This is a genomic window from Streptomyces sp. NPDC004051 (assembly GCF_053604275.1).
The window spans coordinates 77635-94493 of sequence record NZ_JBSGHG010000016.1; the positions used below are offsets into that span (position 1 = coordinate 77635).

The 16859-nt window shown below is 71.8% G+C and carries 14 protein-coding genes and 1 tRNA gene; 9 read left to right on the forward strand and 6 right to left on the reverse strand.

The features are described from left to right. Window positions 1-16 precede the first annotated feature (16 nt). Both ACWEQO_RS18695 and ACWEQO_RS18700 read right to left on the reverse strand, forming a co-directional pair. Window positions 17-388, reverse strand: coding sequence for a TraR/DksA family transcriptional regulator (locus tag ACWEQO_RS18695; RefSeq protein ID WP_361454282.1), 372 nt, complete (start codon window positions 386-388; stop codon window positions 17-19). 78 nt (window positions 389-466) lie between these two features. Beyond that, a complete protein-coding gene (locus ACWEQO_RS18700) occupies window positions 467-793 on the reverse strand; it encodes a TraR/DksA family transcriptional regulator (protein ID WP_361454285.1) in 327 nt (108 codons plus the stop codon). A 354-nt stretch (window positions 794-1147) separates the two neighbouring features. On the opposite strand from ACWEQO_RS18700, the gene ACWEQO_RS18705 reads away from it, so the two are divergent. The 4 genes from ACWEQO_RS18705 to secD all read left to right on the forward strand — a co-directional run bounded on the left by ACWEQO_RS18705 (window position 1148) and on the right by secD (window position 5646). Beyond that, a complete protein-coding gene (locus ACWEQO_RS18705) occupies window positions 1148-2101 on the forward strand; it encodes a HAMP domain-containing sensor histidine kinase (RefSeq protein WP_452984324.1) in 954 nt (317 codons plus the stop codon). Continuing rightward, window positions 2098-2766, forward strand: a complete 669-nt coding sequence (locus ACWEQO_RS18710; RefSeq protein ID WP_361454291.1) for a response regulator transcription factor — start codon at window positions 2098-2100, stop codon at window positions 2764-2766. Before ACWEQO_RS18705 ends, ACWEQO_RS18710 begins: the two co-directional genes overlap by 4 nt. Further along, entirely contained in the window at window positions 2763-3248 is a 486-nt protein-coding gene (locus tag ACWEQO_RS18715; protein ID WP_452984326.1) for a hypothetical protein, read from the forward strand. The genes ACWEQO_RS18710 and ACWEQO_RS18715 overlap by 4 nt, the downstream gene beginning before the upstream one ends. A 64-nt stretch (window positions 3249-3312) precedes the next feature. After that, window positions 3313-5646: a protein translocase subunit SecD gene (gene secD, locus ACWEQO_RS18720; RefSeq protein WP_452984328.1), complete on the forward strand. Its 2334-nt coding sequence runs from the start codon at window positions 3313-3315 to the stop codon at window positions 5644-5646. Between the two features lie 104 nt (window positions 5647-5750). Here secD and ACWEQO_RS18725 read toward each other — a convergent pair whose 3' ends face one another. Continuing rightward, entirely contained in the window at window positions 5751-7670 is a 1920-nt protein-coding gene (locus ACWEQO_RS18725; RefSeq protein WP_361454299.1) for an ABC transporter ATP-binding protein, read from the reverse strand. A gap of 311 nt (window positions 7671-7981) precedes the next feature. Between ACWEQO_RS18725 and ACWEQO_RS18730 the strand changes: the two genes are divergently transcribed. From ACWEQO_RS18730 to metX, 4 genes are all read left to right on the forward strand, one after another. Beyond that, the gene (locus ACWEQO_RS18730) at window positions 7982-9079 is read left to right on the forward strand and encodes a mechanosensitive ion channel family protein (RefSeq protein ID WP_452984330.1); all 1098 of its coding nucleotides are present in this window, start codon (window positions 7982-7984) and stop codon (window positions 9077-9079) included. Window positions 9080-9237: 158 nt separating this feature from the next. Beyond that, the gene (locus ACWEQO_RS18735; protein WP_361454305.1) at window positions 9238-11457 is read left to right on the forward strand and encodes an NADP-dependent isocitrate dehydrogenase; all 2220 of its coding nucleotides are present in this window, start codon (window positions 9238-9240) and stop codon (window positions 11455-11457) included. A 355-nt stretch (window positions 11458-11812) separates the two neighbouring features. After that, window positions 11813-13177, forward strand: coding sequence for a bifunctional o-acetylhomoserine/o-acetylserine sulfhydrylase (locus tag ACWEQO_RS18740; RefSeq protein ID WP_452984333.1), 1365 nt, complete (start codon window positions 11813-11815; stop codon window positions 13175-13177). Continuing rightward, on the forward strand, window positions 13174-14325 hold the full coding sequence (metX, locus tag ACWEQO_RS18745; RefSeq protein WP_361454467.1) for a homoserine O-acetyltransferase MetX: 1152 nt from the start codon (window positions 13174-13176) through the stop codon (window positions 14323-14325). The genes ACWEQO_RS18740 and metX overlap by 4 nt, the downstream gene beginning before the upstream one ends. Before the next feature lie 222 nt (window positions 14326-14547). On the opposite strand, the gene ACWEQO_RS18750 is transcribed toward metX, so the two are convergent. Next, window positions 14548-14621: transfer RNA gene (locus ACWEQO_RS18750), tRNA-Pro, on the reverse strand. A 386-nt stretch (window positions 14622-15007) separates the two neighbouring features. Here ACWEQO_RS18750 and ACWEQO_RS18755 point away from each other — a divergent pair. Next, entirely contained in the window at window positions 15008-16171 is a 1164-nt protein-coding gene (locus tag ACWEQO_RS18755) for a Gfo/Idh/MocA family protein (protein ID WP_452984335.1), read from the forward strand. Between the two features lie 3 nt (window positions 16172-16174). On the opposite strand, the gene ACWEQO_RS18760 is transcribed toward ACWEQO_RS18755, so the two are convergent. Both ACWEQO_RS18760 and ACWEQO_RS18765 read right to left on the reverse strand, forming a co-directional pair. Next, window positions 16175-16549, reverse strand: a complete 375-nt coding sequence (locus tag ACWEQO_RS18760) for a hypothetical protein (RefSeq protein WP_452984337.1) — start codon at window positions 16547-16549, stop codon at window positions 16175-16177. Beyond that, window positions 16534-16788 carry a TMEM175 family protein gene (locus ACWEQO_RS18765; RefSeq protein ID WP_452984339.1) on the reverse strand — a complete coding sequence of 85 codons (255 nt, stop codon included), beginning with the start codon at window positions 16786-16788 and terminating at the stop codon, window positions 16534-16536. The genes ACWEQO_RS18760 and ACWEQO_RS18765 overlap by 16 nt, the downstream gene beginning before the upstream one ends. Window positions 16789-16859 lie beyond the last annotated feature (71 nt).

A 16859-nucleotide genomic window follows, 5' to 3' on the forward strand; every position in this document is an offset into this window, starting at 1 on the left:
GTCCCTCGGCCCGTACTCATCGCGCGGCCTCCCTCACCTGCTGGCAGCGGGCGCAGTAGCGGGCCTGGGGGACTATCAGCAGCCGGTCCCGTTCGACCGGGCCGCGGCACAGGTGGCAGCGGCCGTAGTCGCCGGTGTCCATCCGGGCGAGCGCCGCCTCGACGTCGGCGAGCACCATCCTGGCGGACGCGGCGAGCCGGACGTGCACCTCCAGCCGGCCGACGCCCTCCTCCCGGAGCGGTTCGCCGGGACCCGACCCGGCGTCGGCTGCGAACTGCCGCAGCTGCTCCTGGCGGAACAGCAGCTGCTCGCGCAGGTTCGCACGCAGCGCCGCGAGGTCCTCGGACGTGAGGACCTCGTCGTGCTCGTCGACGGTCTGGTGGGTCACCACTTCATCCCCTTGGGCAGAGCGGGAGAGCAGAGCAGGGAGAGCAGAGCGTGAAGGGGAGTCCGTACGGGGTACGGGTCAGGCGGCGCGGCTCTGGCAGGTGACGCAGTACGGGGTGTGCGGAAGGATCTCGAGGCGCTCCGCCGGGACGGGCTTGGAGCAACCCAGGCAGGTGCCGTAGCTTCCGTCGTCGACGCGGGCGAACGCCGCCTCGATCTCCGTGAGGGTGCGCTTGATGCCGTCCTTCTGGTTCGACATCAGGTGGTCGTCGGGATTCCCTCCCGTTTCGTCCAGGGCCTTGAGCTGGGCCAACCGCGTGGTGCGCGCGTGTTCGAGGCGCTGACGGATCTCGTCGGCGGCGGTGTGGGCGGAACGCGGTTCGGTACGCGGCAGGTCGATCGACATGAAAGGTCTCCTCTGCTGACAGACGGGTGATCTCCCACCATCTCCCTCCCCGCTCCCGGCGCCCATCGGGCGCGGGACCCATTTCCCTCCGTCCGAGGACCCATTCCGTTCGGGTGGGCCCTCGGACGGGGGAAAGTGGGGTGCGGGGCCCATCGACGGGAGGGGCCGACGCGTACACTCTGTCCGCTGTTTCGCCGTTCTCCGTTCCCGTTCCCCGTGCTCGTCCTCCGGTTCCCGTGGGCCGCCGGGGGACGGCGTGGGACGAGAGGCACGCCCCTCGGGGGCCGCTGCCGCACCGGTCACCGTGGTACCCGACAGTAGAGGCAGACGAGAAAGAGGAAGGCGTGACCCCCCGTGTCCCTGTACTGGCGGATCTTCGGGCTCAACGCGGTGGTGCTGGGCGCGGCGACCGCGCTGTTGCTGTGGGCCCCGGTGACCGTGTCCGTTCCGGTGCTGCTGACCGAGGCCGTGATCCTGGTGGGCGGCCTGGCCGTGATGCTCGTCGCCAACGCGGCCATGCTGCGGATCGGGCTCGCCCCGCTGGACCGGGTGACCCGGCTGATGACCACCGTCGACCTGCTCCGGCCCGGCCAGCGGCTTCCGGTGCGCGGCGGCGACGAGATCTCCGAGCTGGTCAGCGCCTTCAACGCCATGCTGGAGCGGCTGGAGAAGGAGCGCGCCGCGAGCAGCGCCCGCGCCCTGCTCGCGCAGGAGGCCGAGCGGCGCCGGATCGCCGTCGAGCTGCACGACGAGGTCGGGCAGAGCATGACCGCGATCCTGCTGGCCCTGAAGCAGGCCGCCGACGAGGCGCCCGATCCGCTCCGCGGCGAGCTGCGCCAGGTGCAGGAGATCACCCGGGAGAGCCTGGACGAGGTCCGCAGGCTGGTGCGCCGGCTGCGGCCGGGGGTGCTGGACGACCTCGGGCTGGTCAGCGCGGTCACCTCGCTCGCCACCGAGTTCGCCACCCACACCGGGCTGCGGGTGAAGCGCAGCTTCGACCCCGATCTGCCCGCCCTCGACAACGGCACCGAACTCGTGATCTACCGTGTGGCACAGGAGAGTCTGACCAACGCCGCCCGGCACGCCGGGGCACGGAACGTCAAAGTGAGCCTGTACCGGGAGGACGACCACGTGGTCCTCGAGGTGAGCGACGACGGCCGTGGCATCGGCGCCGCCCTCGAGGGCGCCGGAATTCGCGGTATGCGTGAACGGGCCCTGCTCATCGGGGCCACACTGGACATCACTCCCGTCACCCGGACCGGCACCCGGATCCGGCTGGCCGTGCCCGCCGTCAGGAAGCAGTCATGACCCACCAGGCCCCACCGACCACGATCCGGATCCTGCTCGCCGACGACCACGCCCTGGTACGCCGCGGCGTCCGGCTGATCCTCGACCGGGAACCGGACCTGGAGGTCGTCGCCGAGGCCGGTGACGGCGCGGAGGCGATCTCGATGGCCCGCGCCCAGGAGGTCGACCTGGCCGTCCTGGACATCGCCATGCCCAGGATGACCGGTCTGCAGGCCGCCCGCGAGCTGTCCGCGCTCAAGCCGGGATTGCGTATCCTCATGCTGACGATGCACGACAACGAGCAGTATCTGTTCCAGGCGCTCAAGGCCGGGGCCAGCGGATACGTCCTGAAATCGGTCGCCGACCGCGACCTGGTCGCGGCCTGCCGGGCCGCGATGCGGGACGAGCCGTTCCTCTATCCGGGGGCGGTCACCGCGCTGATCCGCAACTATCTCGACCGGGTCCAGCACGGTGAGGATGCCTCCGAACAGGTGCTGACACCGCGCGAGGAGGAAGTGCTGAAGCTCGTGGCCGAGGGGCACTCCTCGAAGGAGATCGCCGAGCTGCTCTTCATCAGTGTCAAGACGGTGCAGCGGCACCGCGAGAACCTGCTGAGCAAGCTGGGGATGCGGGACCGTCTGGATCTGACCCGGTACGCGATCCGTGCGGGGCTCGTCGAGCCTTGAGCCATGCCCTGCCGGGACCTGCCGCCCGCCTTCCCCTGCGCGCCGCCGCGGTCCTCACCGCGCTGGCCTCCGTGCTGCTGACCTTCGGGTTCGGCATCCCGGACGGCCCGCGGCCCGCTCTCGAGGCGCCGTCGCACGTCGTCGGCGCCCCCGCGGCCTTCGGTCGCTCCGTCCCGGATCCGGCGGCGCCCGGCGGGCCGGACCGGTCCGCGCCGGATCCGGGCGCGTCTCCCGGGACCCACTCGTCCAACGTGGGTCCGCACACCGACCACTGCACCACCCGCACCGCGCCCTTCCGGCCGCAGCGCGACGCCGGGGAGCGTACGGTGCCGGCCGGTCGTCTGCTGTTCACTCCCGAGCACACCCCCCGGGTGCCGCCCCGGCCGGCCCGGCCCGCCCCGGCGGCCGGACACGCGCCGCCCGCCGCCGCGCACATGCCCGCGGACCTCGGCCGGGCGCCTCCCCTGCCGTCCAGCGCCTGAGAGCCCTGTCCCCCACCTCTCCGCCGTGCCGTAGTCGGCCACGGCGTGCCTGCTGGAGTCATACGTGAAAAGTTCCGCCCGCTTCCGGGCGTTGTTCGCGCTCGTCGTGATCGCCCTGTCCGTGTACATCGCCGCCACGGTCCCCGTCCGTCTGGGCCTCGACCTGCGCGGCGGCACCCAGATCGTGCTGGAGACCCGCTCCACCGAGACCATCAAGGCCGACGGCGAGGCGACCGAGCGGACCCTCGAGGTCCTGCGCGGCCGTATCGACGCGCTCGGTGTCGCCGAGCCCACCATCGTCCGCTCCGGTGACAACCGGATCATCGTCGAGCTGCCCGGTGTGCAGGACCCGCGGAAGGCCGCCGACGTGCTGGGCCGTACCGCTCAGCTCTCCGTCCACTCGGTGCTCGGCCCCGCCCCCGAGTCCGACAAGTCCCTGCCGAAGGGGGAACGCGTCCTGGCCGACGAGGCCGGTGAGCGGCTCCACCTGGCCCCCGCCGCGCTCTCCGGTCAGGACGTGAAGGACGCCGAGGCCACCTTCGACCAGCAGAGCGGTGCCGGCTGGCTCGTCACCGTGGACTTCGCGGACGACAAGGGCTGGGCCAAGCTGACCGGCCAGGCGGCCTGCAACCCCGACGGCGACCCCAAGCGCCGGGTCGCGATCGTGCTGGACAACAAGATCATCTCGTCGCCGCAGGTCAGCCCGTCCGTGGCCTGCGGGGCCGGCATCACCGGCGGGTCCACCCAGATCACCGGTTCCTTCACCAGTGACGAGTCCAAGGAACTCGCCCTGCTCATCAGCGGCGGCGCCCTCCCGGTGCCGGTCGAGACGGTCGAGCAGCGGACCGTGGGCCCGACGCTGGGCGCCGAGGCCATCGAGTCGAGCGCCTGGGCCGCGGCCCTGGGCACCGCCCTCACCGCGATCTTCATCATCGTCGTCTACCGGCTGATGGGTTTCTTGGCCATCGTGGCCCTGGCCTGCTACGGCGTGATCTCCTACGCCGCCCTCGCGGGCCTCGGCGCGACCCTGACCCTGCCGGGTCTGGCCGGTTTCGTCCTGGCGATCGGTATGGCCGTCGACGCCAACGTGCTGGTCTTCGAACGAGCACGCGAGGAGTACGGCAAACGCAACCGGCCCAGCAGCCGCTCGGCCCTGACCGCCGGCTTCAAGGGCGCCTTCAGCGCGATCGCCGACTCCAACATCACCACGCTCATCGCGGCGGGGCTGCTGTTCCTGCTCGCCTCCGGTCCGGTGAAGGGCTTCGGCGTCACCCTGGCCATCGGTGTCCTCGCCTCCATGATCAGCGCACTGGTGATCACGCGGGTGCTGGCCGAGTTCGCGGTGGAGCGCCGCTGGGTGCACCGCCGTCCCAAGTTCACCGGTCTGGCCTCCATCGGGCGGGTCCGCGAGTACCTCACCCGCCGGAACCCGCAGCTGATGCGCAGCCCGCGCCGCTGGCTGGCGGTCTCCCTGGTCGTGCTGATCGTCACCGGCGCCGGCATCGTGGTGCGCGGGCTGAACTTCGGTGTCGAGTTCACCGGCGGCCGGCTGATCGAGTACTCGACCACCAAGACCGTCGATCCGGACCAGGCCCGCGCGGCCCTGGCCGACGCCGGCTTCCCGCAGGCCGTCGTGCAGTCCTCCGGGGACAACGAGCTGACGGTGCGCACCGATGAGCTGAGCAACGCCGAGGCGGTCAAGGTCGCCGAGACCGTCGACAAGGTCGGCGGCGGGGCGGAGAAGGTCCGGGACGAGCTGATCGGCCCGAGCCTCGGCGACGAACTGCGCCGCAACGCGTTGATCGCGCTCGGCCTGGCCCTCGGCGCCCAGCTCCTGTACCTCGCCTTCCGGTTCCGCTGGATGTTCGGTACGGCGGCGGTCAGCACCCTGGCCCACGACGTGGTGATCCTCACCGGCATCTTCGCGTGGCTGGGCAAGCCGATCGACGGGGTCTTCCTGGCCGCACTGCTCACCGTGGTCGGTTACTCGGTGAACGACTCCGTCGTGGTCTTCGACCGCGTCCGGGAACTGTGGCAGAAGAATCCCAAGGCGCCCCTGGCAGATTCCACCAACCTGGCGGTCCTGCAGACGGTGCCCCGTACGGTGAACACCGGTATCGGTGTGATCTTCATCCTGGCCTCGCTGGCTCTGCTGGGCGGTGAATCGCTCACCGACTTCGCGCTCGCCCTGCTGATCGGCATGCTGGTGGGCACGTACTCGTCGGTGCTGACCGCATCGCCGCTCGCCATCGAGCTCGACGCGTACGCGAGCCACGGCAGCGGCGGCGGCCGTGGTCGCGGGCGCGGCCGGGCCCGTGCCCGGAGCGGTTCCGGGCGCGGGAAGTCCGACACCGAGGAGAGCTCGAACCTGGCGAAGGCCACCAGCCAGGGAACCTGACGCCGGGCGGCTCCCCCGCGGGGGGCCGCCGTGCGCACGTGAGCGCCGCCGCCGACCCCGGCACCGGGGTCGGCGGCGGCGCTGTGTGACAGGTCGGGCGGGGCCTACACCGCCGCGGGTGCGCCGCGGTCGCGCTCCCCCCGGTCGCGACCGGGGTCGACCGGCCGGGGAGCGAACCGCGCGTGGTGCAGTGCGGCGTAGCGGCCGCCGGCCTCCAGCAGTTCCTCGTGCGTGCCCCGTTCCACGATCCGGCCGGCCTCGACGACCAGGATCCGGTCCGCGGTCCGGACGGTGGACAGCCGGTGGGCGATGACGATGGCCGTCCTGCCCTCCAGCGCCTCCGCGAGCGCCTCCTGGACGGCCGCCTCGGAGGTGTTGTCCAGGTGGGCGGTGGCCTCGTCGAGGAGGACGACCCGCTGCCGGGCCAGCAGCAGCCGGGCGATCGTCATCCGCTGGCGTTCCCCGCCGGAGAACCGGTAGCCGCGTTCTCCGACCACCGTGTCCAGGCCGTCGGGCAGGGACCGTACGAGGCCGTCCAGGCGGGCGCGGCGCAGCGCGTCCCAGAGTTCGGGCTCGCCCGCCCCGGGCCGGGCCAGGAGCAGGTTCGCGCGGACCGTGTCGTGGAAGAGGTGGCCGTCCTGGGTGACCATGCCGAGGGTGTCGCGCAGCGACCGCGCGGTGAGGTCCCGGACGTCGACGCCTCCCACGCGCACCGCGCCCGAGTCGACGTCGTACAGGCGCGGCAGCAGCTGCGCGATGGTCGACTTGCCGGCGCCGGAGGAGCCGACGAGGGCCACGGTCTGCCCGGGTTCGACGCGGAAGGAGATGCCGTGCAGGACCTCGGTGCCCCCGTTCGGGTCCAGGGCGGCGACCTCCTCCAGGGAGGCGAGTGAGACCTTGTCGGCGGACGGGTAGCCGAAGCGGACGTCGTCGAACTCGACGGACACCGGCCCGTCGGGAACGTCGCGGGCGTCCGGCTTCTCCTCGATGAGCGGCCGCAGATCCAGCACCTCGAAGACCCGTTCGAAGCTGACCAGGGCACTCATCACCTCCACCCGCGCCCCCGCGAGCGAGGTCAGCGGCGCGTACAGGCGGGTGAGCAGCAGCGCCAGCGACACGACCGCGCCGGGCTCCAGGGCGCCGCGCAGCGCGAGGTGGCCGCCCACTCCGTAGACGAGGGCCAGGGCGAGGGCGGAGACCAGGGTCAGCGCGGTGATGAACACGGTCTGGGCGGTGGCCGTCCGTACGCCGATGTCCCGCACCCGGCGGGCGCGCTCCGCGAACTCCTCCGACTCCTCCTCGGGACGGCCGAAGAGCTTGACCAGGGTGGCTCCGGGCGCGGAGAAGCGCTCGGTCATCCGGGTACCCATGGCCGCGTTCAGGGCGGCGGCCTCGCGCTGCATGCGGGCCATGCGGCGGCCCATGCGCCGGGCGGGGACCACGAACACCGGCAGCAGGACCAGCGCGAGCAGGGTGATCCGCCAGGACAGGGTGAGCATCACGGCCAGGGCGAACACCAGCGTCACCACGTTGCCGACCACGGTGGACAGGGTGGTGCTGAAGGCCCGCTGGGCGCCGATCACGTCGTTGTTGAGACGGGAGACGAGCGCGCCCGTACGGGTGCGGGTGAAGAACGCGACCGGCATCCGCTGCACGTGGTCGAACACGGCGGTCCGCAGATCGAGGATGAGTTCCTCCCCGAGGGAGGCCGACAGTCTGCGGCCGAGAATGCCGAGCGCCGCCTCCGTCACCGCGATCAGCGCGATGAGCAGGGCCGTCCGGACGACCGTGGCCGAGTCGCCGCCGGTCACGATGGTGTCGACGACCCGCCCGGCCAGCACGGGGGTGGCGACGGCGAGCAGCGCGGTCGCCGATCCGAGCAGGACGAAGAGGGTCAGTCGGCGGCGGTGCGGACGGGCGAACCCTCCGATCCGGCGCAGTGTGTCCCGTGCGAAGGGGCGGCGCTCCTCCTCGGCTGTCATGACGCTGCGCAACTGGGTCCAGGCCGTTGTCTCCATGCTCATGCAGGAGAACCTAGAACCTCAACCTTCATCGAGGTCAAGGCGCATCACCGGAACGGCTTCCCCGCCCGTGAGCCGCCGCCCTCGAGCAGCACGCCCGGCAGCCGGCTGCCGGGCGTGCTGCTCCGCGCGGTGCGAACTCCCCCTGCCGATACGGCAAGATGAGCGACTGTGCCGACCGCGGGCCGGGCCGATCCGGCACGGCGCACCCTCCGGTCCGCACCCTCCCGGGCATCCCCGAATTCGAGCAGGTGACGAGACGTGACACGACATCACATACGGTCGACGACCAGGGCGTTCGCCGGAGGTGAACGGTGACGCGCGCGCTCACGCTGGACGACCTGCTGTACGCGGGCATCGCGATCGCCGCGGGCCTGCTGGCGGCGTTCCTGCTGCGGATGCTGCTGCGCTGGCTCGGCCGGCACGCCGAACGCACCAGCTGGCGCGGGGACGACGTCCTCGTGGACGCCCTGCGCATGATCGCGCCGTGGGCGGCGGTCGCGGGCGGCGCGGCCTTCGCGGCGGCGGCGCTGCCACTGACCCGGACCGTGCATCACAACGTCAACCAGGCGCTGACGGTCCTGGTCATCGTCGCGGCGACCGTGTCGGCGGCCCGGGTGGTGGCCGGTCTGGTGCAAACGGTGACCCAGTCCCGTTCCGGTGTCGCCGGATCGGCCACCATCTTCACGAACATCACCCGGATCCTGGTCCTGGCGATCGGGTTCATGGTGGTGCTCCAGACGCTCGGCATCCCCATCGCCCCGATGATCACCGCCCTCGGCGTCGGCGGCCTGGCGGTCGCGCTGGCCCTTCAGGACACGCTCGCCAACCTGTTCGCGGGCATCCACATCCTCGCCTCCAAGACCGTCCAGCCCGGTGACTACATCCGGCTGAGCAGCGGCGAGGAGGGGTACGTCGAGGACATCAACTGGCGTCAGACGACCGTGCGCGCGCTCTCCAACAACCTGGTGGTCATCCCCAACGGGCAGCTCGCGAAGACGAACATGACCAACTTCATGCGCCCCGAGCAGGAGCTGACCATCCTGGTGCAGGCCGGGGTCTCCTACGACAGTGACCTGGAGCAGGTGGAGCGGGTGACCATAGAGGTGGTCGCCGAGGTGATGACGGAGATCACCGGCGCGATCCCGGAGCACGAGCCGGCGGTGCGGTTCCACACCTTCGGCGACTCCCGGATCGGGTTCACCGTGATCCTGGGCGTCGGCGAGTTCAGCGACCAGTACCGGATCAAGCACGAGTTCATCAAGCGTCTGCACCGGCGCTACCGCGAGGAGGGCATCCGCATCCCCTCGCCCGCGCGGACGGTGGCGCTGCAGCAGGGCACGGTGGTGTTCCCGCAGCAGCGCGACGCCGAGCCCGAGCCGAGCGACATGACGCTGACCCGGCCGATCTGACCGGCCCCGGCGGACCCCGGCGGACCCCGGCCGACGACGCGCGGCCGGGGATGGGGAGGGCAGGCCGGCGCATATGGGTTCGAGCCCCTGTCGAGCCCGGGCCGTGAACGGGATATCTTGATGTCGAGCAATGTTGCAGACGTGGAGCGGAGCACCCGGTGACTGACTCGACCATCATCTATACGCACACTGACGAGGCCCCGGCCCTGGCGACGTATTCCTTCCTGCCGGTGGTCCGGGCGTACGCCTCGCAGGCCGGTGTCACCGTGGAGACGCGTGACATCTCGCTGGCCGGACGCATCATCGCCGTGTTCCCGGAGTACCTCACCGAGGACCAGCGCATCCCGGACGCCCTCGCCGAGCTCGGTGAGCTGGCCAAGACGCCCGCGGCCAACATCATCAAGCTGCCGAACATCTCGGCGTCGATCCCGCAGCTCAAGGCCGCGATCGCCGAGCTGCAGGGCCAGGGCTACGCGCTGCCGGACTACCCGGACGACCCGCAGTCCGACGAGGAGCGCGAGATCCGCGCCCGTTACGACAAGATCAAGGGTTCCGCCGTGAACCCGGTCCTGCGCGAGGGCAACTCCGACCGGCGTGCCCCCGCCTCGGTCAAGAACTACGCCAAGACCCACCCGCACCGCATGGGCGCCTGGACCGCCGAGTCCAAGACCAACGTGGCGACCATGGACGAGAACGACTTCCGCTCCACCGAGAAGTCCGCGGTGATCGCCGCGGACGGTGCGCTGCGCATCGAGCTGGTCGGCGACGACGGCACCACCACGGTGCTGCGCGAGTCCGTACCCGTCCTGAAGGACGAGGTCGTCGACGCCTCCGTGATGCGGGTCGCCGCGCTGCGCGAGTTCCTGACCGCTCAGGTCGCCCGCGCCAAGCAGGAGGGTGTGCTGTTCTCCGTGCACCTGAAGGCCACGATGATGAAGGTCTCCGACCCGATCGTCTTCGGCCACGTGGTGCGCGCCTTCTTCCCGAAGACGTTCGCGCGGTACGGCGAGCAGCTCGCCGCGGCAGGCCTCACCCCGAACGACGGCCTGGGCGGCATCTACAAGGGCCTCGAGGGCCTGGCCGAGGGCGCCGAGATCAAGGCGTCCTTCGACGCCGAGCTCGCCGAGGGCCCGGAGCTGGCGATGGTCGACTCCGACAAGGGCATCACCAACCTGCACGTCCCCTCGGACGTCATCGTGGACGCCTCCATGCCGGCCATGATCCGCACCTCCGGCCACATGTGGGGCCCCGACGGCCAGGAGGCCGACACCCTGGCCGTCCTGCCGGACTCCAGCTACTCCGGCGTCTACCAGGCCGTGATCGAGGACTGCCGCGCCAACGGCGCCTTCGACCCGTCCACGATGGGCTCGGTCCCGAACGTGGGTCTGATGGCGCAGAAGGCCGAGGAGTACGGCAGCCACGACAAGACCTTCGAGATCCCGGTCACCGGCACCGTCCGCCTGGTCGACCAGGCCGGCGAGGTCGTCCTGGAGCAGACCGTCTCCGCCGGTGACATCTTCCGCGCCTGCCAGACCAAGGACGCGCCGATCCGCGACTGGGTCAAGCTCGCCGTCACCCGCGCCCGCGCCACCGGCGCCCCGGCCGTCTTCTGGCTGGACGAGACCCGCGCCCACGACGCCAACCTGATCGCCAAGGTCGAGCAGTACCTCACGGAGCACGACACCGAGGGCCTGGACATCCGCGTCCTGAACCCGGTGGAGGCCACCAAGCTGTCGGTGGAGCGCATCCGCCGCGGCGAGGACACCATCTCGGTCACCGGCAACGTGCTGCGCGACTACCTGACCGACCTGTTCCCGATCCTGGAGCTGGGCACCAGCGCCAAGATGCTGTCGGTCGTCCCGCTGATGGCGGGCGGCGGCCTGTTCGAGACGGGTGCGGGCGGCTCCGCGCCCAAGCACGTGCAGCAGCTGGTCAAGGAGAACTACCTGCGCTGGGACTCCCTCGGTGAGTTCTTCGCCCTGGTCCCGTCCCTGGAGCAGTTCGCGGCGACCACGGGCAACACCAGGGCCAAGGTCCTCGCCGACGCCCTCGATCGGGCCACGGCGACCTTCCTCAACGAGGACAAGTCCCCGAGCCGTCGTCTCGGCGGCATCGACAACCGCGGCAGCCACTTCTACCTGTCCCTGTACTGGGCGCAGGAGCTGGCCGGGCAGAGCGAGGACGCGGACCTGGCGAAGGCCTTCGCCCCGCTCGCCGAGACGCTCGCCGCCAACGAGCAGAAGATCGTCGACGAGCTGATCGCCGTCCAGGGCGAGCCGGCCGAGATCGGCGGCTACTACCAGCCCGACCCGGCCAAGGCCGCCGCCGTCATGCGTCCGTCCGCCACCTGGAACGAGGCCCTGGCCTCCCTCCGCTGACGGATCCGGACAAGGCTCCACGGCTCCGCCCCGGTCGGCACGACGCCCGGCCGGGGCGGAGCCGTGTCCGTCGCCGGCCGGGCGGGACGGCCGGCGGGGCCGCGGCCCGGGTGCGGCGCGTTCATGAATACAGTGTGAAGAGATCGACCACCTACTGAGACGCCGTCTCATTTCTCGTCGGCCTGGCCGTAGGCTGGCGTCGGTGACACGCTGCCACCGAGCACACACGTGTCACCACCACGGCGTGTCGCGCGAGAAACCGGCATCCACGTCGGCACGTGGTCCTCTCCGCCGCCCTGGTCCCCAGGGCCGTCCGGCACGCTCCCGCACCCGCACCGCGCACGAGGAGCACATCATGAGCCAGCCCACCGAACCCGGCGCCACCACCGCCGACACGCCCGAGGGGACGTCCACCGGTCCCGACACGTCGGCCTGGTCGTTCGAGACCAAGCAGGTCCATGCCGGTGCCGAACCCGATCCCACGACCGGGGCCCGGGCCACGCCGATCTACCAGACCACCTCGTTCGTGTTCCGGAACACCCAGCACGCCGCCGACGTCTTCTCGCTGGCGGAGCCGGGGAACATCTACACCCGCATCCACAACCCCACCCAGGACGTCCTCGAGCAGCGCGTCGCCGCCCTGGAGGGCGGAGCGGCGGCGGTGGCCCTGTCCTCGGGGCAGGCAGCGCAGACGCTGGCCCTCCTGACGCTCGCCGGGACCGGCGACCACATCGTCTCGGCCACCTCGCTGTACGGCGGGACGTACAACCTGTTCCGGCACACCCTGCCGAAGTTCGGCATCGAGGTGTCCTTCGTCGACGACCCCGACGACGCCGAGGCCTGGCGCGCGGCCATCCGCCCCAACACCAAGGCGCTCTACGCCGAAACACTGGGCAACCCGCGGAACAACGTGCTCGACGTGCGGGCGGTCGCGGACGTGGCCCACGACGCGGGCGTGCCGCTGGTCGTGGACAACACGATCGCCACGCCCTACCTGCTGCGTCCGCTCGAGCACGGCGCGGACATCGTGGTGCACTCGGCGACGAAGTTCCTCGGCGGGCACGGCACCACGATCGGCGGCGTGGTCGTGGACGGCGGGACCTTCGACTTCGGCGCACACGCCGAGCGGTTCCCGGACTTCTCCGAGCCCGACCCCAGCTACCACGGCCTGCGGTACTGGCCGGCGCTCGGCCCCGGCGCATTCGCGATCAAGCTCCGCGTCCAGTTGCTGCGCGACCTCGGACCGGCGATCGCCCCGCACTCCGCGTTCCTGCTGCTGCAGGGCGTGGAGACGCTGAGCCTGCGCATGGAGCGGCAGACGGCCAACGCGCTGGCGCTGGCGGAGTGGCTGGAGCAGCGCGACGAGGTCGCGGTGGTGCACTACCCGAGCCTGCCGTCCAACCGCTGGTACGAGGCGGCGCGGAAGTACCTCCCCCGCGGTGCCGGCGCGGTGTTCTCCTTCGAGCTGAAGGGCGGTGTCGAGGCGGGCAAGCGGTTCGTGGACGGTGTGGAACTGTTCAGCCACCTCGCCAACATCGGTGATGTGCGCAGCCTGATCATCCACCCCGCGTCCACCACCCACAGCCAGCTGAACGAGGAGCAGCTCGTGGCGACCGGAACCGCGCCGGGTCTGGTGCGGCTGTCGGTCGGCATCGAGAACCTCGCCGACCTCAGGGCCGACCTGGAGTCCGGTTTCCGCGCGGCCAAGGGCGCCTCCTGAACCCCTTCACGGCCTCCGGAACACCGGTCCCCCTCCCGCCGGTCACCGGGGCCTGGCAGGAGGGGGACCCGCCCGGGCGGCGTCAGTGGCACGCCCCGGGCACGCCGCTGCCGCTGGAGGCGGGCGGTGAACTCCCCGGCGTGCAGCTGGCGTTCGAGACCTGGGGGCGGCTCGCGCCGGACGGTTCCAACGCCGTGCTGGTGCTGCACGCGCTCACCGGTGACAGCCACGCGGCCGGGCCGGCCGGCCCCGGTCATCCCACGGCCGGCTGGTGGGACGGGCTGATCGGGCCCGGGCTGGCCCTCGACACCGACCGCTGGTTCGTCGTCGCCCCGAACGTGCTGGGCGGCTGCCAGGGCAGCACCGGGCCGGCCTCGCCGCGCCCCGGCGAACGACGCCGGTGGGGCGGTGCCTTCCCGTACCTGACCCAGCGGGACCAGGTCGCCGCCGAGGCCCGGCTGGCGGACGCGCTCGGTGTGCAGGCGTGGGCGCTGGTGGTCGGCGGTTCGATGGGCGGGATGCGTGCCGTGGAATGGGCGGTGACGCATCCCGAGCGCACGGGGGCGCTGCTGCTGCTCGCCACCACGGCGGCCGCGAGCGGTGAGCAGATCGCCTGGTCCACCCTCCAGTTGCAGGCCGTTCGCAGTGATCCGCACTGGCAGGGCGGCGACTACCACGACACCGGCCGGGGGCCGCACTCCGGGCTGGGGATCGCCCGGCGCATCGCCCACGTCACCTACCGCAGCGAGCCGGAGCTGTCGGCCCGGTTCGGCCGGGCGCCCCAGGCGACGGAGGACCCGTGGCGCGGCGGCCGGTACCAGGTCGAGTCGTACCTCGACCACCACGCGGCCAAGCTGGTCCGGAGGTTCGACGCGGGCAGCTACGTGGTGCTGACGGAGGCGATGAACGGCCACGACGTGGGACGCGGCAGGGGCGGTGTCCGTGCGGCCCTGCGCCGGGTGACCGCGCCCGCGCTGGTGGCCGGGGTCGACTCGGACCGTCTCTACCCGCTGTCCCAGCAGGCCGAGCTGGCCGCGCACCTTCCCGGTGCCGACCGGCTCAGAGTGGTGGAGTCGCCCTACGGACACGACGGTTTCCTCCTCGAGACGGAACAGGTCGGCGCGCTGATCCGCGAGTTGCTGGGCTGACCCCCGCTCCCGTCGCGACGCGTCGTCGGTGGTGTGCGGCACCTTGATCACGCCGTGCACCACCGACGGCCCTCCTGGAGCAGCCCGGCAACCGACCCCCGCAGTACTGCGGTTGGTCGTGCACGGCCTCGAGCGGCCCCACCGCAGCCCCTGCCGGATCTCCCTGCTCCTGCAACGAGGAAGGTCCCCACGGGCTTTCGCCCGTGAGGACCTTCTGCTCTGTCGGGACGACAGGATTTGAACCTGCGACCCCTTGACCCCCAGTCAAGTGCGCTACCAAGCTGCGCCACGTCCCGTTGCGTTCCGCGCGGCGAACCGCGTGATCTCGCAGGTCAACCTTACCTCATGCGGGGTGCGGTCCGTCGCCCGACGGTGTGCCGTGGGTGCGGGTCGCGCAACCCGACGCGGCTGCCGGCCGGTTCGCAGGCCTGACGGAAGAACGTCTGCCGGACGGTGTGCTCGTGCGGTCCCGTCTCGACGAACACACCGGTGCCGGTGGTGAGATCGGCACGAGGAAGTCGACGTGGTCGAGCCGCCGCGCCCCACGCCCCGGCCGGTCTCGGCCTGCGACTCCTTGACACCCTCACCCGAACACGCTCAAGGTTTGTCTGGACAAGCAGGGACGGACGTTGAACGGATGACGGAACGGTCCGGTGACGGAACGGTCCAGGAAAGGGCTCTCATGGTGGATACGCTCGGTGTCGCCGTCGTCGGGTTCGGCTGGATGGGGCGGGTGCACACCCAGGCGTACGCGCGCGTGCCGCACCACTATCCGCAGCTCGCCCTGCGCCCTGAGCTGATCACGGTCGCCGAGGAGGTGCCGGGCCGGGCCGAGGAGGCCGCCGCGCAGTTCGGGTTCGCCGGCACCACCCGCGACTGGCGCGAGGTGGCCGCCGACCCGCGGGTCCGGGCGGTCAGCATCACGGCCCCGAACTTCCTGCACCGCGAGATCGGCGTCGCGATGGCGGAGGCCGGGAAGCACATCTGGATCGAGAAGCCCGTCGGTCTCACCGCCGAGGACGCCCGTGCGGTGGCCGACGCCGCCGCCAAGGCCGGTGTCCACAGCGCGGTCGGGTTCAACTACCGCAACGCGCCCGCCGTCGAGGCGGCCCGCGCGCTGATCGCCTCCGGTGACATCGGCACCGTCACCCATGCCCGCATCCGTCTGTTCAGCGACTACGCCGCCCACCCCGAGTCCGCTCTGACCTGGCGCTACGAGCGGGAGCGCGGCGGCAGCGGGGTCCTCGGCGACCTGGCCTCGCACGGCGTCGACCTGGCCCGCTTCCTGCTCGGTGACATCTCCTCGCTGACCGCCGACACGGCGATCTTCCTGCCGGAGCGGGCCCGCCCGGCCGGTGCCACGGCCGGCCACTCCCGCGCCGCCGGCGGCGCACTCGGCCCGGTGGAGAACGAGGACTACGTGAACTGCCTGCTGCGCTTCGCCTCCGGCGCGCGCGGGGTGCTGGAGGCCTGCCGGGTCTCGGTCGGCGAGCAGAACAACTACGGCTTCGAGGTGCACGGCACCGAGGGCGCCGTGTTCTGGGACTTCCGCCGGATGAACGAACTCGGCGTCAGCCGCGGCACCGCGTACCAGGACCAGCCGGTGAGCACGGTCTACGTCGGTCCGGGCGACGGTGAGTTCGGCGCGTTCCAGCCGGGCGCGGCGAACGCCATGGGCTACGACGACCTCAAGGTCGTCGAGGCGTACCGGTTCCTGCGCTCTGTCGCCGAGGGCGTCCCGTACGGCGCCACCCTCGCCGACGCCGTGCACAGCGCGAACGTGCTGGACGCGATGGCCCGGTCGGCCGAGCGGGGGGCGTGGGTGACGGTGGAAGCGGCCTCGTGAGCGTCAGCCGGAGGCCGCCTCCTGCCTGCGGCCCAGCCAGATCTTGACCGGGATCAGCACCAGCCACCACCACATGGCGGCGGGCCCGATGAGCAGGGCCAGCGGGATGGTCACGAGGAACACCGCCACCGTCACGCCCAGGTCGACGGCGGAGAGCCTCTCGTCGCGCACGGGGGCCGCGTCGCCGCGCAGCCAGGGGCGTCGGGCGAGGAGGGCGGTCAGCGCGAGGTGGACGCCGCCGAGTGAGGCGACCGCCGCCGCGTAGATGACGACGGAGGCCCGTTCCTCGCCGTACTCCGAGATCAGCGCGGTGGGGAACGGCAGCAGTGCCGCGAGGCCCAGACCGAGCACGGTCAGCGAGATCACCTGTCCGTCCACCTGCCGGACGGTGCGGAACAGCGTGCGGTGGTCGCGCCAGAACCCGGCCAGCACGTACAGGCTGATCCCATGGCGCCCAGGTTGGGCAGCAGCCCGCGCAGCGCCTCGCGGTACTCCCCGGAACTCAGTCCCTGCGGCACGGAGAAGTCGAGGACGAGCAGGGTGATGGCGATGGCGAACACGCCGTCGGCGAGCGTCACCAGCCGTTCGGGACCGCCTTCCGGGGCCGGGATCCTCATGCCCGCGACGGTAGGCGGCCCCGGCCCGCCGGGCCGGGGTACACGCCCGGCCCGGCGCCCGTTCACCACGC